Below are 26,318 nucleotides of genomic sequence, written 5' to 3'. Positions count from 1 at the left end.
ACTAATGATCTTGAGGCAAGCCTTTTATTATAAAACCTTAACTAAAAAGTAAAATGAAACTACTAACGCTAGTCCTTTTATGCATCGCAAACAGCGTGTTTTCACAAACCGACTCCGAAGTCTTCCTACTAGAACTTTCTAGCGAAAATGAGAGCTTTACTGTTTCAAACATTCAAAACATATCGAACAATTTAGGATACGACAGTCAACCATACTTCTTTGATAATGAAACCCTACTCTATGCTAGAACCGAAAATGGACAAACAGAAATCAATACATACAGCAGCACTAAAAATAAAACGCGTAGATTGAATATACCCACTGCAGGTGGAGAATATTCCCCACAAAAATTTCCAAAAACAAACCAAGTAGCTGCGGTACGATTAGACACTTCAGGGTTGCAGCGTTTATACAGTTATGAATATTCAGAAATGAATGAAACAAAGAGCGCGTTACTGCTCCCTGAAACAGAAGTAGCCTATTTTGCTTTTCACGATAACCACAATATTATTGCATCCGTTTTGGGTGGTGACCAATTAAACTTGGTCATTGGAAATCTCAAAACAAAAGAAGTTATTGAATATATAGAAAACTCAGGGCGTTCTATTCATAAAGTTCCTGAGAGCAAGTCCGTCAGTTATACCCTTGTAAATGAAGAAAAAAACAATGATATTTATTTACTAGACATAGACGAAAAAGAAAAAGAAAGCTTTTTTGTTTGCCAATTACCTATAGGAGTCCAAGATTATTGCTGGCTAAGTCCAAGTAAGTTACTTTTAGGAAGCGGATCAAAATTGTATGTTTATGATCTCTTTGGAAAACAAGAATGGGCAGAAGTCGCGGATCTTTCTAACTACGGAATTAAAGATATCTCAAGAATAACCGTAAGCGAAAACGGCTCAAAAATAGCCTTGGTTTCTGAAGTAGCTATGCTGCGTCCAGGCGATATTGTAAATGCACATCTCGAACCCTTCAACAATCGCGAATTAGAAAAATTCGCCAATGCCTTTAGCGAAAATGTTGTCGTTGGGCTTTATCAAAAGGACACGACTACTGTGGGTAGGGAATCCTTAAAATCTGGCTACGACAAGTTCTATAAACATACAAAAAACAGCCGCACAGAAGTACTCAACCGCATTACCATTGGAGATTATGTAATTGATCATGAGCTAGCAGTAACCAATGGTAAAGAAGAAAAGCAAGCCACCGTCTATTTCACAAAAGATGGATTAATTGCGTCTATGTTTTTTATCCCTGACGCAAAAACAAAACAAGATCCTGTCATTGTTGTGGATCGCCAATTAAAAGGATATAACAATAGAGACATTAATGCATTTGTAGCAACCTATAGCAATGATATTGTCTTAATGAGCTATCCCAACACTATTATAAGTGCGGGTTTAGAAACCTTGAAAAAAGGCTACGGCCCGTTCTTTCAAAACACACCAGACTTACATTGCAAAATAACCAATCGCATTGTTATTGGAAATAAAGTAATCGACCTTGAAGAAGTTGTGATGAATGGGGAAATTATTAATGCGGTGGCGATTTATGAAGTAGAAAATGACAAAATTTCTAAAGTTACTTTTTTGAGGTAAATCAATACCTGTAGCCGTCATGGTTAATGCTAAAAACTGAATGATTAATCCTTTAAGCAAAGAAAATAATACTTAAACTACTAAAACAAAAACCGTATAGTTCCCTTAATCTAAAATTAATTGTTGTAGACGTAGAGTCCGATTTAGAGTGGATACAACAAGAATTAGAAACTGTCAAGGACCCAACTTTTATTGAAGCTGTTAAAAACACGTTGTTGTATATCAAAAAGTGGCTTCTGTGATAATTAGTATTGAGCAATAGAATGTAGGATTAGAAATTTCAGAAAAAGAAATAGGGTCGGGTAATTTTTATACCCAAGATCAGGTTAGAGAAAAAGCAGAGCAATGGAAAAGAAAATAGTTGGGTTCCAGAGTTCACTGCTTCGGTTAGAGGAAATTCATGTTTAATCATTGCAGACAGATTTATCAATGATATTCTAGAAAGTACCGAATTCCTATGTTCACAACCAGAAATTTATACCTTAGGCGTTAACAAACTAAATTAATTATGGAAGCTACAGGTCTTAAGAAGCTAGAAAGTATGCTGTAACCTATTACACGTTGAAAGACACAATAAGAATAATAAGAGTTCGATATTCAATAAATGAACCAAGCTACAGTATAATTTTCTATTTAATAATGCCTCCCTAGCAGTATTATTATTTACTACGCTGTATTAAAACCTTACAAAAGCAATCATAATACATAATCCTATTGTGAGGAATCCCAAATCGCTTCTATAAAATTAAATAGCACCGTTTTCAAAGGAATATATTATTGAATTTTACTTATTTTTAGAATAAACAATGACCTCTATGAAATTTTTATACACCTCACTATTTTGCTGTTTTTCGCTTTTAATGAATGGACAAACAGATAACCGCATCTATGAAATTATTGACGCTGTTTCTGCTGAAAGAATAGAAAAAGATATTACCACCCTAGCCAATTTTGGAACCCGAAATACCTTTAGCGATACAATAAGCGATACGCGGGGAATTGGTGCTGCCAGAAGATGGATAAAAACCGAATTTGATAAAATATCTACAAACTGCGGAAATTGCCTCAAGGTATTTTACCAAAAAGACTTGGTAAAAGCCGAGGGTAATCATCGCGTACCTCAAGATACTTGGGTGGTGAATGTGGTCGCAATTCAAAAAAGTAAAACAGGTTCTAATCGCTATATTATTATGAGTGGCGACATAGATTCGAGAAATAGTGAAAGCAGCGATTTCACAAAAGATGCTCCAGGGGCAAATGACAATGCCAGCGGCATGGCAGGAGCCATAGAGGCTGCAAGAGTACTTTCCAACTATACTTTTGACGCAAACATTGTCTACTTAGGCCTAAGCGGCGAGGAGCAAGGGCTTTTTGGTGGTGCAGGATTTGCTGCCTACGCAAAAGAAAAAGATTGGGACTTAATTGGTGTTTTAAATAATGACATGATCGGAAACATTAAAGGTGTCGACGGCGTTATAAGCAATGTTGATTTTAGAATATTTTCTGAACCAGTTCCCCCGACCGAAACGGAACGCGAACGCAATATGCGCCGCTTTTATGGTGGCGAAGTAGACGGAATTTCACGGCAGTTAGCGCGGTATGTTTATGCTACTACAAAAACATATATGCCAGAGATGAACCCGATGATGATTTATCGTCTAGACCGTTTTGGACGCGGTGGTCATCACCGTCCGTTTAATGATTTGGGCTACGCTGGTATTAGAATTATGGAAGCCCACGAAAAATACACCCAACAACACCAAGACATTCGCACAGAAGAAGGTATTGAATACGGTGATAAATTAAAGTTTGTAAACTTCCGCTATGCTAAAAAATTGACTGCCGTAAATGCTATTAATATGGCACTTCTAGGCTGGGCTCCTGCTCCACCATCTGAAGTCGCCATTGGAGGAATCGTGGAGCCTTCAGCAAAATTTAAATGGAAGAAAAGTAAAAATGCCGTTGGATATAAGATTTGGTGGAGAGACACCACAAGCCCAACTTGGGATCATAGCAGATATGTGGGTGATGTTTCAGAATTCACCTTGGACGGTATTGTTATCGATAATTATTTCTTCGGAATCTCGTCAGTGAATAAAAACGGCCACGAAAGTGCTGTTGTTTTCCCGAATGCGGTTTTTAGGTAGCGCTCTCGATTGGGTAAATGAAAGAAGGAGATTAATTATATAAGGCAGTGCAGAGAACTTAATAAAACCCAACGGAATGAATAGCGAAATAAAAATACCGTTTCGTAAAAACAAAATCGTTTTATTATTTTTTGGTCTTTGGCTTTTGTCATCTTCGGAATTTGGTTTATAACTGAACCAGAAAGACTTGCAAGTTTGGTATATCGACCAAGAAGTGTAGATTTCATAAAAATTATTGGAATAGTTGGCGTAGCTTTTTTCGGGATTTGTTGTTTATATATTTTCAAAAATTATTTGACAAAAAATATGGATTGATAATTGATGAAACTGGAGTTACAAACAACTCTAACGCAACAAGCATCGGATTAATACAATAGACTGATATTATTGGGATAAGAATAGCACAAGTCTACTCGCAAAAGTTCATAATGATTGATGTTTCAAACCCCGAATATTATATTGGACTCAAAAAAAGTGGAATTGGAAAAATCGCGATGAAAGCAAATAACAATAAGTATGGTTCACCAATTGGTATTACAGCGAATTCATTAAACATCGATTTTGAAGAATTGAAATGTTTAGTTGAAAAAGAGTACGAGAAAAACACAACACATAAAAACGTATGAAAATAGCTTAAGTGATCATAAACAAGACTACTTAGACCCTATTAGGAACTCACCAAATATTTAAAGTTGGCTTTTTTTGATAAACAGAAAAACAAAAAATGAATAACGTTTGAATAAACTTATTCTCAATCATAAAAAAATAATATCGAAGATTACTTATATTGTGATTTCTTAAAAAGAGCTATTACTAAATGAAAAATTACCTGTTATCAATTCTTGCTGTTTTTTCAAGCATCAGTATCCTTAGTGGTCAAGAATTCACCAAAGCAGACGAACTTCTAGGTTCTATTACTGAAGAACGAGCCTGGTGGGATCTTCAACATTACAACCTGTCGGTTGAAGTCTTTCCAGAAAAACAAACGATCAAAGGAACCAATGTTATTACTTATAAAGTAATAACATCAGAAAAAGTGATACAAATAGACCTTCAAGCTCCAATGGAAATTGATAAGGTCACTCAAAACGGGAAGAAATTAAAATTTAAAAGTAAAGGCAATGCCCATTTTATAAAGCTGAAACAAAAGCAAGTTAAAGGAAGTGAACAAACCGTTACCATCCAGTTTTCAGGAAAACCAAGAGTTGCAGTACGTCCTCCTTGGGATGGAGGTTTTACTTGGCAAAAAGATGAAAATGACAACCATTTTATCGCCAATGCGAATCAAGGAATTGGTGCGAGCGTATGGTGGCCCAATAAAGACCATCCTGAAGATGAGCCAGATACTGGGGTAAACCTGGCAATTACAGCACCTTCAAGTTTAGTAGGAGTGGGTAATGGTCGTCTTATTTCTGAAGTTGATAATGGCATAACCAAAACTTGGAATTGGGAAGTTACACAGCCTATTAATAATTATGGAATCAATGTAAATATTGGCGATTATACAAATTTTGGATACACTCACGAAGGCATTAATGGAAATCTAGATGTTGATTATTATGTGCTAAGCTACAACCGTGAAAAAGCAAAAGAGCAGTTTACCCAAGTGCCTATGATGCTTAATGCGTTTGAATATTGGTTTGGGCCCTACCCGTTTTATGAAGACAGCTTTAAATTGGTAGAGGTACCGTATTTAGGAATGGAACATCAAAGCAGCGTTACCTATGGAAACAACTATACAAACGGATATTTAGGCAAAGATTTATCAGGTACTGGTTGGGGACTTCGGTTCGATTTTATCATTATTCATGAGGCTGGACACGAATGGTTTGCCAATAATATCACCAACAAAGATGTAGCAGATATGTGGATTCACGAAGGATTCACGGCCTATTCAGAAAGCTTATACCTAAACTACCACTTCAGCAAAGAAGCCGCAAGCGAATATGTTATTGGAACTCGAAGAAATATTCAAAATGACAGGCCTATTATTGGTACCTACAATATGCATCACGAAGGGAGTAGCGACATGTACTACAAAGGAGCAAACGTATTACACACCTTGCGTCAACTAGTAGAAGACGATAAAAAATGGCGTGCTGTTTTAAAAGGTCTCAACAAGGATTTTTACCACCAAACAGTTACGTCTGCACAAGTTGAAAAGTATATAAGCGAAAAAACGGGTATTGATTTATCTGTATTCTGGGAGCAATACCTGCGCACAACAATGGTTCCTAAACTGGAATACAAATTAAAATCTTTCCATGAAGTATCGTTTAGATATGTAGACATTGTAGCCGATTTTGATATGCCTATACTATTGGTAATCAATGGGAAAGAAAAATGGATCTACCCTACTGCTGAGTGGAAAACTTATGAAAACATTGGTGATATCAAAACATTATTTATCAAAGAAGACTTTTACATTAATAAAGAGAAAATCGAAGAGTAGCTACAACAGTGCTCTTTAGAGACTCATTGATGTAACGCGGATAAATATACTTCCCTTACTCCAAGCTATTAAAAAAGTTATTTTGGTTCGCTCATTACTTTACAGATGGAAGGACTGTTTTTAAAATAATTACAGAAATAATTTTCTTTGTGAGAAAGTCCTAAGTTGTAGATATTGCTATTCTATGGCAGAATTTAGAATATTGTTGCTTCTTTTTAAAACCCATATCTTTAAGTCCAGTAAATTCTACAACATTTAAATATAAAAATGAAAAAACTTCTCGCACTAGCACTCCTTTTAACAACAATACTTTCTGTTGCCCAAAAAAAGAAAGAAACCGATAAAGACGAAGCCAAGTGGAACGTTGACAATCCGGGTAAAAGTTTCAATTATAAAACACACAATTTTACCACTACAGAAGGTACTTGGATGAACCTAGATGTGAGTCCAAATGGGCAAACAATCGTATTTGATATGTTGGGAGATATTTATACTATGCCCATCACGGGAGGTAAAGCAAAAGCAATACGAACAGGAATTGCTTTTGAGATACAGCCACGTTTTAGTCCAGATGGAAAGCACATTTCTTTTACAAGTGATGCTGGAGGAGGAGACAACATTTGGATGATGAATCCTGATGGCAGTGACGCCAAACAAATCACAAAAGAAAGTTTTAGACTCCTTAATAATGCCTTTTGGTTACCCGATGGTAATTATCTAGTAGCAAGAAAGCACTTTACCAGTGGAAGGAGTTTAGGTGCGGGAGAGCTTTGGCAATATCACAAAACAGGTGGTAGCGGAATCCAATTAACCAAACGTAAAAACGACCAACAAGATGTAAACGAACCATGGGTTTCCAATGACGGGAACTATTTGTATTATTCTGAAGATGTATATCCTGGAGGATACTTTCAGTATAACAAAGACCCGAACAGTCAGATTTATGCAATCAAACGCTACCATTTTAAAAACGGTAAAACCGAAACCATTACAGGCGGTCCTGGAGGCGCAGCACGACCAACAATTTCGCCAGACGGTAAGACACTCGCCTTTGTAAAACGCGTTCGTGAAAAAACAGTATTATATACCCATAACTTAGAAACAGGAGAGGAATTTCCAATTTATGATGCGTTAAACAAAGACCAAATGGAGGCTTGGGCGATCTTTGGAGTGTATCCCAATTTTGATTGGATGCCCAATAATGAAGAACTCGTTTTTTGGAGTGGCGGAAAAATTCATAAAATAAACACAGAGACATTAGCGGTCACAAACATTCCGTTTGATGCGGATGTGAAAATCGATTTAGCCGAAACAGTAAAAACAAACACCCCTATTGAACGCGAAACTTTTACCCCAAAGGTACTTCGAGATTTAAAGACTTCGCCAGATGGCAATACCACCGTATTCTCTGCATTGGGACATCTGTACAAAAAAGCAATGCCAAACGGCACTCCAAGACGAATTACAAGTGTTTCAGATTTTGAATACGAACCTAGTTTTTCACCTAACGGAAATGAAATCGTCTACGTAACGTGGAATGATCTTGAAAAAGGAGCTGTTTATAAAGTGAATCTTAACGGCGGTGTCCCTGTAAAATTAACTTCGGAAAAGGGAATCTATAGAACGCCAAGGTTTTCAAGCAATGGCACTAACATCGTATATCGAAAAGAACGTGGCAATGCAGACCAAGGAATGACTTTTACAAAAAATGCAGGTATCTACACGATGACAAGCAATGGAAGTAACCAAAAAGAATTAGAAGGAGTACAGGGAGAAAACCCAAGATTTAATAATGACGACACTCGCATATTTCTACAAACTGGTGGCATATACTTTGGGGATTTGACGAAGAAATTAATCTCCGTAAACCTAAACGGAAACGATGAACGGGAGCATATAATCTCAAAATATGCAAACCATATTGTTCCAAGTCCTGATAACAAATGGATAGCATTTTCAAACCTGCATAAAGTCTATATTGCAGCAATGCCACAATTGGGAGCGCCAATAACAATAGATGGCAGCAGCAATAGTGTTCCTGTACAACAAATTGCAAAAGATGCTGGTGTTAACATTCATTGGACGACAGACAGTAAAAAGGTAATGTGGACCTTGGGAGATGAATATTTTAGTAACACGCTTCAAGAAAAATTTAGTTTTGTGGTTGGTGGTTCAAGTGAACCTTCGGCTATGCCAGAAACAGGCACTAAAATTGGGTTGACCGCTCGCGTTGATAATCCTTCAGGAACCATCGCATTTACAAACGCTCGGATCATCACAATGGATGGTAATGAGGTTATTGAAGATGGAAACATTATTATTGAAGGTAACAAGATTATTGCTGCAGGCCCGGCGAGCAAGACACTTGTTCCTAGTGGAGCAAAGGTTTATGGTATGTTAGGAAAAACCATTATGCCAGGCTTGGTGGATAGTCATGCACATATTGGTGCCTTTAGAAGTGGTATTCCCGCACAACAAAACTGGCAATTCATAGCCAATCTTGCCTTTGGTGTTACAACGGCGCACGATCCTTCGGCAAACACCGAGAGTGTTTTTACATTGTCTGAACTACAAAAAGCTGGCGAGTTAGTAGGACCTCGCCTCTACTCTACTGGTTTTATTTTATATGGAGCAGATGGAGATTTTAAAGCTGTTATCAATAATCTAGAGGATGCTCGCAGTAGCATTCGTCGTACAAAAGCATTTGGTGCAAAGAGTGTAAAAAGTTATAATCAGCCAAGACGCGAACAACGTCAGCAAGTATTGCAAGCTGCACGCGAACAAGGAATTAATGTGGTCCCTGAAGGTGGGTCAACGTTTTTCCATAATCTAACCATGGTGATTGATGGACATACAGGCGTTGAGCACAATATTCCAGTTGCTCCAGTATATAAAGATGTATTGGAAATTTGGGGTAAAAGTGGTACGGGATACACCCCTACTCTAATTGTTAATTACGGAGGTTTAAACGGGGAGTATTACTATTATCAACGAGATAATGTTTGGGAAAATGAAAAACTCCTAAAGTACACGCCACGACGTATTGTAGACAGCAGATCTAGACACCGCAATATGGTACCAATAAAAGAATATGAAAACGGCCATATACTAGTTGCATCTACTGCAAAAGACTTAGTAAATGCAGGTGTAAAATTAAATATGGGAGCGCACGGACAATTGCAAGGACTAGGTGCGCACTGGGAAACGTGGATGTTGGCTAGTGGTGGTTTGAGCAATCATGAGGCCTTAAAAGCTGCTACTATTAACGGCGCCAATTATATTGGTGCAGGACAAGATATCGGATCGTTGGAAGTTGGCAAATTAGCCGATTTAATTATCTTAAATAAAAATCCTCTAGATGACATTGAGAATACACAATACATTAAATATGTAATGCAAAACGGACGCTTGTACGATCCCAATACAATGAATGAAGTGGGCAACTCTCCAAAAGAACGGGAGCCTTTCTACTGGGAAGTAAATGGGTATAACCAAGCCTTTCCTTGGCATGAAGAGACAGAGAGCTTTATGCGCGGAGGTTGTGGTTGTCATGTTGGGCATCAGTAGTGCGTAGTGAAAAAATAGTGCCTATTTATAAAATCCTATACTTAATACCACATTGAACATACGACCACATATCCAATTTTATAAAGAAATATTTCCTTTCGTAGCAGCGTTTGGATCGGTTGGAACCATTGCTTTTGGTATACTTTATGGTTTTGTTTTCTTTTTAACTTTTGGACTCGGTTTTGGTTTTTTTGCTTTTAATACATTCAAGAAAGCACAATGGTATGCCTATCAAAACTTGGGAATTACTAGATGGCAACTTCTTAAAAGTTCATTTTTAATGAATGTGTTGCTTGGCCTGCCTGTATATATTTTTCTTTTCATATTAATATCATTTATTCTTGGCGATTTTAGTCTTACATAACGTTTCTAAATCCTTTGGAAGCAAAGAAATTTTAAAAGATATTTCATTTTCCTTAGAGACTGGAGAAATCTTGGGGCTTTTTGGTCGCAATGGCTGTGGAAAATCTACCTTGTTGAAACTGCTCTTTGGAACGCTAAAGACAGATGCTATTTCGGTGGAATTAAATGGTCAACATTTGAATGTTACTGAAGTGATTAAAAAACGACACATTGCCTATCTCCCGCAGCATCTGTTTTTACCTTCAACAATGAGCGTGCGCGACGTTATTACTATGTTCCACGCTGATGTGAATGCACAAGATGCTATTTTTTACGATTCGCATATCGCCACGATGACTCACAAACGAACTTGTGAATTATCCTTGGGTGAACTAAAATATTTTGAAGTAGTATTACTTAGCCAACTCCCCCACCATTTTATAATGCTAGATGAGCCCTTCTCAATGCTAGAAACACTTCACAAAGAAAAACTGAAAGAAAAGTTACTACTACTAAAGCAAACCAAAGGTATCCTTATTACAGATCATTATTACAATGATGTGTTGGAAGTAGCCACTAAAAGTATGGTTATCAAAGAAGGTATTGGACATACTGTAAATAGTATTGAAGATTTGAAAGAGTTTGAATATCTGAGAAAATGAAATTGAACCTACCTTGACATCCCCTCTATTTCCAATTCAAAGGGGAGAGCTAGGTTCAAAACTAATTCCTCTATTGCCTTACTAAACTTAATTTTCGCAGAAACACTCGCCGATAATTGTTAGTGTTATCATCTTGCAAAAAGAATTGTTTATTTTTATCCTGATTCGTGTTTCAAAACTGTCTTGAATCAATGAAAAAGACTATTTTCAATAACAAACAACTTCTAACTCGCAAAATCTTAACTTAAAATGCACATCGCCCAACTCAATCTTGCAGATGCCATTGCAACTATGGAAAACCCATCGTGGCCGACTTTGTTAACAATACAGAACGTATTAACGCACTTGCTTCTAAAAGCATTGGATATTTTTGGAACCTAGAAGAACGTCCAGACAAAGAAAAAGAAGATCGCTTAGCAGTTTTTGATAAAGACAGTTTATTAGTTAATATGACTGTTTGGGAAAATCGCAAAAGTCTGTTTAATTTTGTTTATAACACTGCTCATAAAGACATTATGACACGCAAAAAAGAGTGGTTTAAAAAGATGCCAACAATGCATATGGTACTTTGGCATATCCCCGAGGGCCATCAGCCAACGATTTCAGAAGGAAAAAAATGGTTGGAATATTTAAGAGCAAAGGGATAAAGTGAATATGCCTTTACTTTTAAAAGTAAATTCTGATGTGAGCACTGCGATTTATCTATTTGAAAAGCTGCTTTAACAGAAGAACGGGTTATTTGCCTAGCATACAAAGAATTCAGCCTTTAAAATGTTTAAGAAAAAACCAGATTCAAAAAACAAAAAAAAGACCTTGACGAATCAAGGTCTTTCATATTATGCTAAATGATTGAGGATTTATCCTTTAGGCATAATGACTGTGTCAATAGCGTGGATAACTCCGTTAGAAGCATCTACATCTGCTATTACGACTGTAGACATGTTACCGTTCGCGTCTTTAATCATTACTTTACCGTCATTAACTGAAAGTGTAATGTTTTCGCCAGCTAAGGTGGTTACGTTATATGCATTTTTATTATCAGCAATTGCTTTCATAACAGCTTCGGCTTTGAACTCTCCACTTACAACGTGATACTTTAATAAGTTTTGAAGTGTTGCTTTTCCAGCTTCACTCATTAATGTATCCAATGTACCCTGAGGTATTTTAGCAAAGGCATCATTTGTTGGAGCAAATACTGTATACGCACCTTCTTGCATAAATGTTTCCGCAAGACCAGCTTGTTTTAAGGCTGCCACTAGTGTTGTGAAATTATCGTTCCCCATGGCTACTGCTGCGATTGTATTGGCATCAAAAGTTGCTTTGGCTTCCATTTCCATTTTTTCAGCTTCGGCGTTCGCTTCCATTTCCATTTTTTCAGCTTCAGCCTTCGCTTCTGCCTCTTTCTTTTTTGTGTCATCACAAGCAGCAAATAATAATGCTACCATTGCCATTGACATAAACAATTTTGTAAGTTTCATAATGATGGTTTTAATTAATTTATTTGCACAAAAGTACTTTAAAGAAAGTAAAATAAAAATAAAAATAAATTAAGATTTAGTTAATAATAACTCCAAAACAGATAACATAATTAAAACTAGCATAAATTAAATCTAATCTAAATTATACTTGAAAAAAGCTTGCATATACTTATATTAATTAACCAAACTAAACAACAAGGTTAAAGCAAACTATCAAAACGTATTGGACTTAGGTGAACAACTAAAAATCCAAAATGGCGACGTAAAAGTTGGCGGAAATAAATTAGAGAGGTCGCCAATACACAATATGGCAGGGACAGATTGTGGGATAAAATCAAAAAATATGGAGGTGAAAACCCAAGCGATATAATGGCAGATATTATTGTTGCTTATACTACTTTATTTACAAGGCACACCATTGAAAGTCAAGAGTCGTTGAGTAAAATAGTAAAGTACTGCTGCAGAGATGCGGTGAAATACATCGCTATTTTTGAAGCGAATACAGATCAATTAAAAAGTGCCGATGTAATACATCTAGGATAAGAATTAGTGATTCCCAAGTTGTAAAATTCTATCCAATAAATAATTTAATCTCGAAGTAAGAGTTTACTTCGAGGTTTTTTATGTTTAGTAATTATATTTACAATTATGGAGCCTTCTCTTTATATATTAAGTGCACTGTTTTTTTTAGGTGCTTCTGCTTTTACACTTTCTACAATAAGTGGCGGAGGTGGGGCTTTACTACAAATTCCAATACTAAATTTCTTGATTGGTGTTTCTAAAACGGCTCCTGTTATAAACATTGGTACCTTCATAAGTCGCCCTACTAGAATTCTACTATTCTGGAAAGACATTTCTTGGAAAGTGTTTTGGTATTATGTTCCATCTGCAATGTTGGGCGCATTAGTTGCCGGATGGTTCTTTGCTGAAATCAAAATTGCTTGGGTTCAGATTATAGTAGCGGTATTTTTAATCAGCACGATTTTTCAATATCGTTTTGGTAAAAAGGAACGTTCTTTTCCAATGCGTTTATGGTACTTTATTCCATTAGGCTTTTTCATTGCAATTATTGGAACGCTAACGGGCGGTATGGGGCCTATTTTAAACCCATTTTTGTTAAATGCTGGCATTGATAAAGAAGCACTCTTAGGAACAAAAGCAGCACAATCCTTCTTTTTAGGTATTGCTCAAATAGGAAGCTATACTTTTTTTGGTTTGTTGACAGCCGAAATTTGGTGGTTGGGAGGTGCTATGGGATTAGGCGCCATAGTGGGTAATTTAATAGGAAAAGTGCTATTAAAGAGAATGAGTAAAATTACATTTAGACGCTGGTTGATTACTATAATGGTACTTAGTGGCCTTGTTTTATTTATAAAAGCAAGTCTAGAAATATTTTGAATAGTTACACTTTAAGGGCGGCCCTTGTTTTTGCAACAAATAAAGGTTGTTGAAAGGATAAAATATAAAAGCCTAGCAATAAATTGCTAGGCTTTTATATTTTAAATAAATCATGAAAAACTTTTCAAATCTGAAAATTAAATTTCACTTAATCTCCATCATTGATAGTATTAACAACATTACTTGACTTATTAATAATCGTTATATCTTTATTTTTATAAATTTCATCTAAAGGCTGTATATTATCAAAAGCAACTTTAACGATCTCCTGTCCTTCGCTATCAATAAAACCATAAAGCTTGTCAATTTTTACCAGCGCCCATTTTTTATTTCTTAAATCGAATTGTTCAACAGCATCGTATCGTGGAGATATAACTACTTTTTGATCTCTATCTAAAAACCCTATTTTACCATTTATTTCTACATCAATCCATTGTTTATTAAAGGTCCCAAAGTTGCCTACTTTGTCATACACTGCTTCAATTGCTAATACCCCTTGTCTATCAATAAAGCCATACTTACCATCTATTTTTACTTCTGCCAAATCTTTGATTTTTAAATCAAATTTGTTAATTTCTTCATAGATAGGTTGAATAAGTACTCTACCCTCCTTAGTTAAAATACCTTGTTTTCCATTTTTTGTAATAATTACCAAATCATTCTGGTACTCACCAAAAGCACCAATATTATCGAGATTGGTCTTTAAAAACTCCGTTCCGGATTCATCTATAAGACCAAGTTTTCCTTCATAAGTAACTTTAGCCCAATTTGCTTTTAATTTCCCGTAGGGTTCAATATCGTCATATTTAGGAGCAACTAATTCGTGACCAAGGTCATCAAGAACTCCAAAATGTCCTTCAGATTCGGTAATAAAATAATTTTCTTGAGCATTAACAGATGTTAATATTACAACAAGGCAAGCTAAAGTAATTGATGTTTTTTTCATTTTAAAATTTTTAGTTATCGATGAAGTACAATAATAAGCTATAAAGTGACATTTAACAACGTTAATATGTTAATTTTAACTTTTTATTAACTTTTTAGACTTACAACAAAAATGTTTGTTGAAAAAAATAATTCCTGTAATTCAGTAATATTCTCATCACAAACATCTTCAAATAGAAGCCCGTTCCTTAAGCTATACTTTCTTGGTTTTTCATTTCAACCAATACCCAAAGTATAATTTTTTTTAAAAGATGGAATGTCATTATAAGAAACATCAAGTGCTCATGCAGTTGCAGGCAACATAACAATACCAAGTGATGGAATTTTTCAAATAACAGGTGCTTTCTGAACAAATGACAGGATTCTTGCTGTTGCACAATTTGGTTTTGGCAATCACAAAACTATTATTGATGGCCCTTGGTTTTTGAAGCAAGGAGTACAAACCAAAACAACTTCAAATGATTGGACATCTTTTACACATATTAGCGTTGGGCGTTTTAGTACTGGAGACCAATTAGGAATGTTTGTGTGTGAATATAGAGACTCAATAAGAATCGTCGGTTCAGTTTCACAAGTTCTAAGAATATCAAATTAAGGTTATTATGATTAAAAACTCTTTTGCCTTTGAAACAAATACAGCACGTTCATCGAATAAAGTTAAAAAGCCTAGCAATACGTTGCTAGGCTTTAAAATTTCAAATGAATGATCTAAAATATTTTGTGATTTTTTTTTAAATTAAAAATAAAATAAAATAAAGTTTAGAAAATTACAATCCGCTAATATAGCCCCCATAAACATCTTTAAATCGAAGCCCATCCGTTAAGTTATATTTACTTAATTTTTTCATTTCAACCAATGCCCAAAGTATAAATTCTTTAAAAAACGGAATATCATCATTAGAAATTTCTGGTGCATATTTATGAATCAAATCATCAAGAGGCTCAATACGATCTAGTTGCAACTGGTACTCATTATCATCCAAAGTATCCAATAACTCAAAGCTACTCTGTTCAAAGAACCAACTTACGACATCTTCATATGGATCTTCATCACCAGCTTTCTGAAGTTTTTCAATCTTAGGAAAGTAATTTAAAAACTGAGTCTTTACGGCATCTGCAATTAATTGTTTGGCCACTTCGTTTGCACCTTCTTGTTCTCCTTCATACACCAGTTCTAATTTTCCTGTAATTGCCGGAATTACTCCCAAGAAATCACTTAAACGTACTGCAGTTTCTGGATTTCCATTGAGCAGTCCTCGTCGTTCAGCAGTGCTCAATAAGTTTTGAAATGCGGTAATACTCAAACGAGCACTCACCCCACTTTTTGCATCAATAAATTCGCTTTCTCTCGCTTCAAAGCTTATTTGTTCTAGAATGTCCTTTGCCAATTCAGGAACATAAACGTTTGACGTTTCCTTCGCTGCTTCCTCTGTTTCTTGTTGTGTAATCGTCCTTGCTATTTCTAAAGTTTTAGGATAGTGTGTAAGTATTTGAGATCCTATTCTATCTTTCAATGGTGTTACAATACTACCCCGATTGGTATAATCTTCTGGATTCGCGGTAAATACAAACTGAATATCTAAAGGCAATCGCAAAGCAAAACCTCTAATTTGAACATCGCCTTCTTGCAGTATATTAAACAAAGCAACTTGAATACGTGCTTGTAAATCTGGCAATTCATTTATCACAAAGATACAGCGATTAGCGCGCGGTATCATCCCAAAATGGATGACACGATCATCTGCATAACTTAATTTTAGATTCGCAGCTTTTATAGGGTCTACATCTCCAATTAAATCTGCAACGGTCACATCTGGGGTCGCTAACTTTTCAGAAAAACGCATATCCCTATGCAACCAACTTATAGGGGTGTCATCTCCTTTTTCTTCTAGAATATTTTGAGCATATCTCGATATAGGCTTGAAAGGATCATCATTAATTTCACTCCCTTTAATCATAGGTATATACGCGTCCAACAACGTTACCATTTGGCGAGCGAGTCTCGTTTTAGCTTGGCCTCTTAAACCTAATAAATTAATATTATGTTTTGATAATATAGCGCGTTCCAACTCAGGAATTACCGTATACTCATAGCCGTGGATCCCTTCAAAAATAGCCTCCTTCTTGATCATTTTTTGAAGTAAGTTACGACGCAACTCTTCCTTAATTGTTTTGTACTCGTAGCCAGCTGCTTTTAATTCGCCGAATGTTTTTATATTTTTATTATCCATAGTTTCATTTTTAGAAAAAAGAGAAAAGAACAAAGATGGTATGCTTCGAAACTGTCCTGAAAACTTGTTCTCATTCTTTGCCACTTTTCAATTATATCCTCTAGTTCATTAAACGTTTGTTCTGAAATATATTTTTATGTTTTGCAATTATAATTTGTGTGCTTAACTCAAAAGAAGAACCTAGAAAAATATCTATAAAGTGACTAAAACTTTTATTTGTTCTTACTAAACCCGCTGTAACATTACTTGTGATAGATATAGAACATCTGCTTATTTGAGAAGTCAAATTATATTGCCCCTTTTTAGGAAATGATTCCAAAATGTAAGAATTAAAATAAGCAATTTCAAGTGCTATTTTCCAAATCTCTACATTTTTATAATTAGGTCTCTTTTCTTTTACTCTTTCAATGAGCAAAATGATTAGTCTTAATCTTTTCTCTTTGTTCTCATCACCTTAATTTACTCTTCCTATTATTCTCGTAATCTTTAAAAATCATTTCTCCCAATCCTTGAAGACCTGTATAAAAGGCCTTTCCTTGATTTGCTTCGGTAAACGCATCTATAAATTGTTGCAAATACGGGTCGCTAGCAATCATAAAGGTAGTAATAGGAATGTGCAACTTTCTAGCTTGTGCCGCCATCATATAACACTTGTTAACGATGTAGTCGTCCAATCCATTACTATTTTTATAATACCTGCCATCTGGCAAACGCAAACAACTCGGTTTACCATCGGTAATCATAAAAATCTGTTTGTTTGTATTTCGCTTTCTCCGCAACATATCCATTGCCAATTGTAATCCCGCCACGGTATTTGTATGATATGGTCCTACTGTTAAATAGGGTAAATCTTTAATTTTAATGGGCCAAGCATCGTTGCCAAAAACTAAAATATCGAGTGTGTCTTTTGGGTATCTGGTGGTAATTAACTCAGCCAAAGCCATTGCAACTTTCTTTGCTGGGGTGATTCTATCTTCACCATATAAAATCATAGAATGACTAATGTCAATCATCAATACTGTGCTCATTTGAGATTTGTGCATCGATTCTTCGACCACAAGATCCTTTTCTGTCAAGCGGAAGTCTCCTATTCCGTTGTTTATTTGAGCATTCTTAATACTTTCGGTCATAGAAATTTGATCCAAAGCATCCCCAAACTGGTAACCTCTAAAGTCGCCAGATTGCTCATCCCCGCTTCCAACGTATTTCGTTTTGTGATTTCCCTGCCCACTTCGTTTTAGCTTTCCGAAGATTTGCTCTAAGGCACGTTTTCTAAGTGCACGTTCCAATTTTTCAGTAATGGAGATTTCTCCTTTACCGTCGCCTTTATCTCCACCTTTTCCGTCCGGCAAAAATTCTTCCCTGATAAAGCCTCGGTCTTTTAATTCTTGAATAAAATCATCAATGGTATATTCTTCCGTAGTGAGCTCATATTCTTTATCCAATTGTCTTAGCCAATCTATGGCTTCATCAAAATCTCCCGAAGTATGAGTTATCAGTTCCTGAAAAACTTCAAAAAGTCTTTCAAAAATAGATTGTTCTTTGGGGGTATGTTTGGTAAAAATAAAACCGCTGCGATTTGGCGTTTTCTTCATGGTATAAAATTACTATAAAGTTTGTTTAATAAAAAAGACAAATAGTTAAACTGATATTAAAGTTATACTGATCATTTTCCAATCATATCACTAAGATATAACTTAAGCTTAACTATTTTTTTTCTAGGTATCTGCTAGATTTTTTATCTTTAAGCAAAAATTGAATTTCCTTTGTTCTAAATACTATTATTTAAAACTTAAGATTTAATCATAATCCAAACATCCCGTCCTGCCCCTCAAGGGGAAGGAGTAAAAAAAAGCTCCCTCTTGAGGGGAGCGTTATAGAAATGTTAGAGGTATTTCTGTAAAACTAAATAATAAAAGCTACTTCTTAATAAGTTCATAAATATGAAAAAACTAGGTTTCCTTTTTTGCTGTGCCTGTCTTTAACCATTTCGGCACAAGAATTAACAAATGAATTACTAAACGAACTAAAACCCAGAAACATTGGTCCTGGAGGAATGTCTGGTCGTGTAACTGCTATTGACGTTGTAACCGAGGATACCAATGTAATGTATGTAGGGACAGCTTCGGGTGGGGTGTGGAAGTCCACCAGTGGTGGGATAAAATGGAATCCTGTTTTTGATAATGAAAAAACGGCCTCTATTGGAGCGGTTGCTATTCAGCAATCAAATCCATCGGTTATTTGGGTAGGAACAGGTGAAGGGAATCCTCGTAATAGCTTAAATGGAGGTTTTGGTGTTTATAAATCACTAGATGCAGGTCGTACTTGGAAATCAATGGGACTAGAAAAAACACGCCATATTCATAAAATCCTAATTGATCCAACAAATCCAAATGTAGTTTACGCTGGTGCTATTGGTTCCCCTTGGGGAATTCATGAAGAACGAGGTGTTTATAAAACAACCGACGGCGGTGTAACTTGGAAGCAGGTTTTATTCCAGAATAAAAAAACGGGTGTTGCAGATATGGTGATGGATCCAACGAACCCAAACAAACTAATCGCAGCCATGTGGGAACACAAACGGGATCCTTGGTTTTTTAAATCTGGTGGCGAAGGTTCAGGATTATTCATCACGCACGACGGCGGGGATACTTGGGAAGAACGCACCAATAAAGATGGGCTTCCAAAAGGTGAATTAGGGAGAATAGGACTCTCCATAGCGCCAAACAAGCCTAATATAATCTATGCTTTGATTGAGGCAAAAAAGAACGCACTCTACAAATCTGAAGACGGTGGTTTTACTTGGAAAAAAATAAATGATAAAGATGATATTGGGAATCGCCCCTTTTATTACAGCGATATTTATGTAGACCCTCAAAATGAAAACCGTGTATTCTCTGTATTTACCTACGTGAATGTTTCTGAAGATGGAGGTAAAAACTTTGAGCAATTAATGCCAGCATATGGTGTTGAAAACGGGGTACACCCAGACCACCACGCCTGGTGGATTCACCCAAAAGACGGAAGTTTTATGATGGATGGAAATGATGGAGGATTAAACATTACACACGATGGCGGAAAAACGTGGCGCTTTATAGGAAATTTACCTGTTGCACAGTTTTATCATATAAATGTAGACAACGAGTACCCGTATAATGTATATGGGGGGATGCAGGATAATGGAAGCTGGAGAGGTCCTGCGTATGTTTGGAAAGCGCAAGGAATTAGAAACAGTTATTGGCAGGAAATAAGCTTTGGTGATGGTTTTGACGTCGTTCCAGACCGCGATGATAGCCGCTATGGTTGGAGTATGAGTCAGCAGGGATTTGTGAGTAGATATGATTGGATTACGGGGAATAACTACACTGTAAAACCTACCCACCCAGATGCGAACATAAAACTTAGATTTAATTGGAACAGTGCGATTAATATTGACCCTTTTGACAATAATACGATTTATTTCGGAAGTCAGTTTGTCCACAAATCAATAGACAAAGGGCTAACCTGGAAGGTCATCTCAGGAGATTTAACAACCAACGATCCTGAAAAACAAAAGCAAGGAGAAAGCGGTGGGCTTACTATGGATGCCACTGGAGCCGAAAATTTCACTACTATTTTAGTAATAGAACCTTCTCCTGTTGAAAAGGGAGTTCTATATACCGGTAGTGATGACGGTCGCGTATTTGTGACAAAAAATGATGGGGGTGATTGGAAAGAAATCTCAAAATTACCAGGACTTCCCAAGGGGAGTTGGATTACTCAGATTAAAGCCAGTAATAAAATAAAAGGAGGCGCGCTGTTAGTTGCAAATAACTACAGGCGCTTTGATTATAAACCCTACGCTTACAGAACTGTAGACTACGGTTTATCGTGGAGTAGAATTGTAAATCAAAAAGATACCGAAAGTTATGCTTTGTGTATTGTTGAAGATCCTGTGGAGAAGAATTTACTCTTTTTGGGGACAGACGACGGACTATATTACACCATAAATACAGGCTTTACTTGGACAAAATTCACCAATGGTTTCCCAACAGTATCGGTGAAAGATTTAGTAATTCAAGAACGCGAACACGATTTAGTTATAGGAACTTTTGGTCGCGCAGCTTGGGTTTTGGATGACATTAGACCCTTACGAGAAATTGCTAAAGACAAGACCATCATTAAGGAGAAGCTAAAAGTATTCTCTCCTCCTACTGCCTATCAAGCGGCATATCAACAACCCACAGGTAGCCGTTTTGGTGGCGATGCATTGTACAATGGTGAGAATCGTGATTTTGGTGCTCAAATATCGTATTGGTTCACTTCGCCCCCCCTCAGTACGCAAGAAGATATTGATGATAAGGAAGATGACGATTCTGAAAATGAAAATGAGGATGTAGAAGAAACTGACATTACTGGACCTTCAAAAGATTCCATTTATATGAAAATTTTTGATGGAAACAGATTGATTAGAACACTGAAACGTAAAATACCAGACAGCTCTGGAATTTATAAATGGCGATGGAATATGGATGAAGCTGGTGTAGATGGACCTTCGAGAAAAATTAGGGAAAGGAAAAATGAGCCTGGTGGAACTTCGGTAAAACCTGGGACTTATAAAATTGAAATATCAAACGACGGAGTCGTTTCTGAAACAATGATAAAAGTGGAAAGTGATCCAAGGCTTGATATTCCGCAGAAAGCAATTAACGAAACCTACATTGCATCCAAAGACATTCAATCAATGACAAAGATTGCTGCAGATGCTGTAAAACAATTAGTAGAAAGTAAAAAGGCAGTTGAAGACTTTAATAAAAACCTTAAAAAAGATGCCGATAAAGACAAGAAGAAATACAAAGATCAATTGAAGGAAGGCAAAGATATCGTGAAGAAAATTGATGAATTAATCGCAATATATATAGGAAAAGAAGACAAGCGTCAAGGCATCACTCGCAATCCAGAAGTTACGGTGATGAATCGCATTAGCACTGCAAACTGGTACAGCGGTAGTCGCCCAAACGGCCTCACACAAACAGAACGTACGTTAATGCAACAAGCCAAAGATGAGCTTCAAGAAGTGCTCACCACAACAAATACCTTTTTTAGTAAGGAATGGGTTGGATATACAACTAAAATGCGACAGATTACCATTCCAGAGTTTAAGGAAACAAAGACTTTTAAATTAAACTAAAAGAACCAATTATGAAAAAACCAATACTAGCAATCCTCGGTCTGTTAATGATCGTTAGTTGCAAAAACGAAAAGGCTGCCTACGAAACAACTGCAACCGAAGTTGAAAACTATACCATAGCCCAATTTATGGATAATGAGAATGCGTCTGCCAACGGATACTCGTCAGACAAAAGTAAAGTATTGATGACTAGCAATCGATCTGGTATTTATAATATGTACACCACTATTGCAACAGGGGGCGAATTAATACCCGTTACAAAAAGTGATAGTGCTTCCATTTATGGAATTTCTTATTTCCCAGAAGACGATCGCATTCTCTTTAGAATGGATGGTAATGGAGATGAAATTTATAAAATCTATATGAAAGACGGCGAAACTATTAAAGCCCTCACTCCTACTGAAAAAGTTCGCGCCCTTTTTCGTGGGTGGTCAAAAGATGGAAAAAGCTTTTACTATGGAAGCAATGAAAGAGATCCCAGATATACAGATCATTATGAAATGGATTTAGAGACCTTAAGTCCAAAAATGATCTATCAAATTGAAGAAGGATTCGATTTTGCTGGAATGACAGATGACAAAAAACACATCGCACTGGTAAGCCCTATTAATACAAATGATACCGATTTATATATTTTAAATACTGAAACGGGAATCAAGACTAAAATTAATGATGCGCAAAGCGGGAACAGTCCGCAATACATTTCGCCAGATGGAAAGGCTATGTATTATTCTACAGATGATGGCGGGGAATTTAGTTATGTAATGAAATACGATATAGAAACTGGTGCGAAAGAAAAGGTTGTAGAAAGAGACTGGGATATTAATGGCTATTCTTTTTCTGAAAATGGAAAATACCAAACCACATTCATTAATGAAGATGCAAAAAATAGTCTAGAGATTACTGAAATTGCTACCGGAAAAACCTTGGAATTACCTAGTGTAGAAAACAAAGAAATTACAGATGTTTCCTTCTCTCGTGATGAAGATGCTGTCCTATTGCGTATGGGTGAATCAAGTACGCCTTCAGATTCTTATTCATATAATTTAAAAACAAAAGAGTTTTCAAGACTTACCGAAAACTTAAACAATGAAATTAACCAAGAGGATTTAGTTTCAGCTGAAGTAATTAGATACAAATCTTTTGATGGTGTTGAAATTCCAGCAATCTATTACCAACCAAAACAAGCAACCAAAGAAAGTCCAGTTCCTGCGCTTGTTTGGGTTCACGGCGGGCCAGGTGGACAGTCTAGACAGGGTTTTAACAGTACCATTCAGTATTTAGTAAATCATGGGTATGCTGTGTTAGCAGTTAATAATAGAGGAAGTAGCGGCTACGGAAAAACATTCTATCAAATGGATGATCAAAATCACGGGGATAAAGATTTAAAAGATTGTGTTGAAGGAAAAAATTGGTTGGCTTCGCGAGATGTTATTGACGGTGAACGCATTGGAATCATTGGAGGTTCTTATGGTGGATATATGACGATGGCAGCATTAACTTATGCTCCGGAGGAATTTAATGTGGGCGTTAATATTTTTGGTGTTACCAATTGGTTACGTACTTTAAAAAGCATTCCGCCGTGGTGGGAATCTTTCAAAGAGGCATTATACACAGAGATGGGAGACCCTAACACTGCAGATTCTATAAGACTGCGCCAAATTTCGCCTTTATTTCATACCGATAAAGTTACGAAGCCACTTATGGTGTTGCAAGGAGCTCAAGATCCACGAGTACTGCAGGTAGAAAGTGATGAAATTGTGGAAGGTGTTCGTAAAAATGGAGTTCCTGTAGAGTATGTATTGTTTGAAGATGAAGGCCACGGTTTTGTAAAAAAAGAAAATCAAATTGAAGCCTACGGAAAAATAAAAAAGTTTCTAGACAAATACTTAAAAGGAAATACCGAAAGCAATTTGGATACAGAAAAACCAGCTGCCATTAATATAGACACCCATTAAATATCCATTAGTTTGGTCTTTAGCTATTTGGCTAGAGGCTAAAGGCCATTATGACAAAGGCAAATTCAAAAATGAAGAGACTACTTGCACTAACGGTAATATTAAGCGTACTGCCATTAACCAAAACAAATGCACAAGAAACAGGACAAGATAAACTAGGAAGTTGGAGGATGTTTTTTGGGAACGTGCGGCTTTCTGAACGGATTAGTATTAGTCCAGAAATTCAATACCGAACGTATGAAGTAGGTTCCAATTTTAATCAATTATTGGTTAGGAATGGTTTTAATTGGCATATTACAGACAAAGCTGCTGTAACATTGGGATACGCCTACATATCGACAGATGTAACCTTTGAAGAGCCTAGCGGTGAAGAAAACATTACAGAACATAGACTTTACGGTCAATTTATAATTAGAAACTCTCTTTGGAAATTTAAAAGCGTACATCGCTATAGGTTTGAACAACGATTTATCGACAGTCCAACCAATGGAAACGCAACACAATACAGAGCTAGATATTTATTGAGACTCACCTACCCCATTACCGAAACTTGGTATGTAAGTGCTTACAATGAAATTTTTATCAATCTCCAAGAACCCATTTTTGGTCAAAATAGATTGTATGGCGCTGTGGGTTATAAATGGAGTAAAGATCTGAGATCTGAAATTGGTTATTTAAAAAACCATTTTACGGGGATCAACTTTGATAGGTTACAATTGGGGTTTTGGTATAATCTTGATTTGAGGGAGGGGCGTGATTTTTAAATATCTTTTAATCTGAAATTTTAGAAACTAATTGTGACTTAGTGTTTGTAAACAATAGTTGGACACAATGTAAAATCTACATATGAATAAAATAATACCAGAAAAATAGTGTCATTTAAAATTCAAAAAGGAAAAGCTGTTGAGTAAAATTTTGAAACAGACTAAAATAGAACCACTTAAATAACTAAATAACAAAATGAAATCATCAAAAATAACATTCACCAACGCTCAAGGAATAACCCTTTCTGGGCGCATGGATATGCCATTAGATCAAGAACCTCATAACTTTGCGATTTTTGCACATTGTTTTACTTGTACCAAAGATTTTAGTGCGGTACGCAATGTGAGTAAGGCATTGGCGAGTGAAGGCTTTGGCGTGCTCCGTTTTGATTTTACGGGCTTGGGAGATAGTGATGGTGACTTTTCAGACACGAACTTTTCTAGTAATATAGAAGATTTAGTATACGCTGCTAAATTTTTAGAAACCAACTTTAAAGCCCCTTCTCTATTGATTGGGCATTCTTTAGGCGGCGCAGCAGCCATTTTTGCAGCCCACGAAATCCCATCCATACAAGCGCTGGCTACGATTGGAGCGCCTAGTAACCCAGTGCACGTTAAAAGTCAGTTTGGGGAGCAAGCAGCAATTATTGAAAATGAAGGCGAAGCAAATGTAGTATTAGCAGGACGAGAATTTAAATTCAAAAAACAGTTTTTTGATGATCTTGAAGAACAATCCTGTCAACGAGCCGCTGCAAAACTTCACGGTAAAGCCATACTAATATTACACTCCCCACAAGATGCTACAGTATCCATTAAGAATGCAGAAGAAATTTACCACGCTGCAAAACACCCAAAAAGTTTTGTAACCCTAGATGGTAGCGAACATTTACTCATTGGTAAAAAAAATGCAGCTTATGTAGGAAAAGTAATTTCGGGCTGGGCTGCCCGATATATAGCTGTTCCAGAAGAAGAAATAATAAGATCTAGCCATCAAGTAGCGGCAAGTCTTGATGGAGACGATGGCTTTACGACCGTTATGAAAATGGGAAGTCACTTTAGCAAAGCAGACGAGCCTCTAAAAGTGGGTGGAAATAATTATGGACCTACCCCGTATGAACTTTTAGCAGGAAGTCTTTCTGCGTGCACAGCAATGACTATACAGATGTACGCTAAACGCAAGGGTTGGGATGTTGAAAATGTAGAAGTTCACACGAGTTATGGAAGAGATTATGCAAGTGATTGTGATAATTGTGATGCCGATGGTATAAAAAAGATAGACACCTTTCGCAAAGAAATAAAGTTTACAGGAAAGCTTGATGACAAACAATTAAAACGCTTGTTACAAATAGCAGACAAATGTCCTGTTCACAAAACATTGAATACCGATACACAAGTAATTACTACCCTTATATAATGATGGAATCATCCAATAAATTTGATTTAGCATTACCGGAACTCAGGGTTTAATATTTTCTGAGACGATTGCAAAACCATTGAAAAAAGAGGAGAACACCAGGGTTGCAGTAAATGGTTATTTTTCAACTAAATAAATTTACTTTTATAAAAAAATTCACATTTATCAATGCAAACGGTATCAAAAAAAATG

19 protein-coding genes and 1 pseudogene are annotated in these 26,318 nt (G+C 36.3%); 15 read left to right on the top strand and 5 right to left on the bottom strand.

Annotation, left to right across the window (positions count from 1 at the left end):
- Positions 1-53 precede the first annotated feature (53 nt).
- The 9 genes and pseudogenes from ABXT67_RS12360 to ABXT67_RS12320 all read left to right on the top strand — a co-directional run.
- Positions 54-1,598 carry a nuclear transport factor 2 family protein gene (locus ABXT67_RS12360; RefSeq protein ID WP_415374355.1) on the top strand — a complete coding sequence of 515 codons (1,545 nt, stop codon included), beginning with the start codon at positions 54-56 and terminating at the stop codon, positions 1,596-1,598.
- 815 nt (positions 1,599-2,413) lie between these two features.
- Positions 2,414-3,745: a M28 family metallopeptidase gene (locus tag ABXT67_RS12355; RefSeq protein WP_415374354.1), complete on the top strand. Its 1,332-nt coding sequence runs from the start codon at positions 2,414-2,416 to the stop codon at positions 3,743-3,745.
- A 138-nt stretch (positions 3,746-3,883) separates the two neighbouring features.
- Positions 3,884-4,060 carry a hypothetical protein gene (locus tag ABXT67_RS12350; RefSeq protein ID WP_415374353.1) on the top strand — a complete coding sequence of 59 codons (177 nt, stop codon included), beginning with the start codon at positions 3,884-3,886 and terminating at the stop codon, positions 4,058-4,060.
- A gap of 113 nt (positions 4,061-4,173) precedes the next feature.
- Positions 4,174-4,371: an STM3941 family protein gene (locus ABXT67_RS12345; protein WP_415374352.1), complete on the top strand. Its 198-nt coding sequence runs from the start codon at positions 4,174-4,176 to the stop codon at positions 4,369-4,371.
- A 191-nt stretch (positions 4,372-4,562) separates the two neighbouring features.
- Positions 4,563-6,197 carry a M1 family metallopeptidase gene (locus ABXT67_RS12340; RefSeq protein WP_415374351.1) on the top strand — a complete coding sequence of 545 codons (1,635 nt, stop codon included), beginning with the start codon at positions 4,563-4,565 and terminating at the stop codon, positions 6,195-6,197.
- Between the two features lie 267 nt (positions 6,198-6,464).
- Positions 6,465-9,764, top strand: coding sequence for an amidohydrolase family protein (locus ABXT67_RS12335; protein ID WP_415374350.1), 3,300 nt, complete (start codon positions 6,465-6,467; stop codon positions 9,762-9,764).
- A gap of 52 nt (positions 9,765-9,816) precedes the next feature.
- The gene (locus ABXT67_RS12330) at positions 9,817-10,128 is read left to right on the top strand and encodes a hypothetical protein (RefSeq protein ID WP_415374349.1); all 312 of its coding nucleotides are present in this window, start codon (positions 9,817-9,819) and stop codon (positions 10,126-10,128) included.
- Positions 10,106-10,768: an ATP-binding cassette domain-containing protein gene (locus ABXT67_RS12325; protein ID WP_415374348.1), complete on the top strand. Its 663-nt coding sequence runs from the start codon at positions 10,106-10,108 to the stop codon at positions 10,766-10,768. Before ABXT67_RS12330 ends, ABXT67_RS12325 begins: the two co-directional genes overlap by 23 nt.
- A gap of 299 nt (positions 10,769-11,067) precedes the next feature.
- Positions 11,068-11,415, top strand: a pseudogene (locus ABXT67_RS12320) (DUF3291 domain-containing protein); the annotation flags it as partial.
- Between the two features lie 210 nt (positions 11,416-11,625).
- Here the strand turns inward: ABXT67_RS12320 and ABXT67_RS12315 are convergent.
- Positions 11,626-12,246 carry a fasciclin domain-containing protein gene (locus tag ABXT67_RS12315; RefSeq protein ID WP_415374347.1) on the bottom strand — a complete coding sequence of 207 codons (621 nt, stop codon included), beginning with the start codon at positions 12,244-12,246 and terminating at the stop codon, positions 11,626-11,628.
- A gap of 321 nt (positions 12,247-12,567) precedes the next feature.
- Here ABXT67_RS12315 and ABXT67_RS12310 point away from each other — a divergent pair, with 321 nt between their 5' ends.
- Both ABXT67_RS12310 and ABXT67_RS12305 read left to right on the top strand, forming a co-directional pair.
- Entirely contained in the window at positions 12,568-12,789 is a 222-nt protein-coding gene (locus ABXT67_RS12310) for a hypothetical protein (protein ID WP_415374346.1), read from the top strand.
- Between the two features lie 105 nt (positions 12,790-12,894).
- Positions 12,895-13,644 (top strand): sulfite exporter TauE/SafE family protein, encoded by a 750-nt coding sequence (locus ABXT67_RS12305; RefSeq protein WP_415374345.1) that lies wholly within the window; start codon positions 12,895-12,897, stop codon positions 13,642-13,644.
- A 148-nt stretch (positions 13,645-13,792) separates the two neighbouring features.
- Here ABXT67_RS12305 and ABXT67_RS12300 read toward each other — a convergent pair whose 3' ends face one another.
- The 4 genes from ABXT67_RS12300 to ABXT67_RS12285 all read right to left on the bottom strand — a co-directional run bounded on the left by ABXT67_RS12300 (position 13,793) and on the right by ABXT67_RS12285 (position 18,415).
- Complete coding sequence (locus ABXT67_RS12300) at positions 13,793-14,590, bottom strand: WG repeat-containing protein (protein ID WP_415374344.1); 798 nt, start codon at positions 14,588-14,590, stop codon at positions 13,793-13,795.
- Between the two features lie 766 nt (positions 14,591-15,356).
- Positions 15,357-16,820, bottom strand: coding sequence for a magnesium chelatase (locus ABXT67_RS12295; protein ID WP_415374343.1), 1,464 nt, complete (start codon positions 16,818-16,820; stop codon positions 15,357-15,359).
- 100 nt (positions 16,821-16,920) lie between these two features.
- On the bottom strand, positions 16,921-17,235 hold the full coding sequence (locus ABXT67_RS12290) for a four helix bundle protein (protein WP_415374342.1): 315 nt from the start codon (positions 17,233-17,235) through the stop codon (positions 16,921-16,923).
- Between the two features lie 34 nt (positions 17,236-17,269).
- Positions 17,270-18,415, bottom strand: coding sequence for a vWA domain-containing protein (locus ABXT67_RS12285; RefSeq protein ID WP_415374341.1), 1,146 nt, complete (start codon positions 18,413-18,415; stop codon positions 17,270-17,272).
- A 371-nt stretch (positions 18,416-18,786) separates the two neighbouring features.
- Between ABXT67_RS12285 and ABXT67_RS12280 the strand changes: the two genes are divergently transcribed.
- The 4 genes from ABXT67_RS12280 (at position 18,787) to ABXT67_RS12265 (ending at position 26,126) form a co-directional block, all read left to right on the top strand.
- Positions 18,787-21,990 (top strand): WD40/YVTN/BNR-like repeat-containing protein, encoded by a 3,204-nt coding sequence (locus ABXT67_RS12280; RefSeq protein WP_415374340.1) that lies wholly within the window; start codon positions 18,787-18,789, stop codon positions 21,988-21,990.
- An 11-nt stretch (positions 21,991-22,001) separates the two neighbouring features.
- Positions 22,002-23,948 (top strand): alpha/beta fold hydrolase, encoded by a 1,947-nt coding sequence (locus ABXT67_RS12275; RefSeq protein ID WP_415374339.1) that lies wholly within the window; start codon positions 22,002-22,004, stop codon positions 23,946-23,948.
- Positions 23,949-24,019: 71 nt separating this feature from the next.
- The gene (locus ABXT67_RS12270; protein WP_415374338.1) at positions 24,020-24,712 is read left to right on the top strand and encodes a DUF2490 domain-containing protein; all 693 of its coding nucleotides are present in this window, start codon (positions 24,020-24,022) and stop codon (positions 24,710-24,712) included.
- Positions 24,713-24,908: 196 nt separating this feature from the next.
- The gene (locus ABXT67_RS12265; protein WP_415374337.1) at positions 24,909-26,126 is read left to right on the top strand and encodes an alpha/beta fold hydrolase; all 1,218 of its coding nucleotides are present in this window, start codon (positions 24,909-24,911) and stop codon (positions 26,124-26,126) included.
- Positions 26,127-26,318 lie beyond the last annotated feature (192 nt).

The sequence above is a fragment of the Patiriisocius sp. Uisw_017 genome, assembly GCF_047731265.1.
GTDB lineage: Bacteria > Bacteroidota > Bacteroidia > Flavobacteriales > Flavobacteriaceae > Patiriisocius.
The sequence above is the reverse complement of the archived record's forward strand: the minus strand, read 5'-3'. Positions and strand labels throughout refer to the sequence as shown.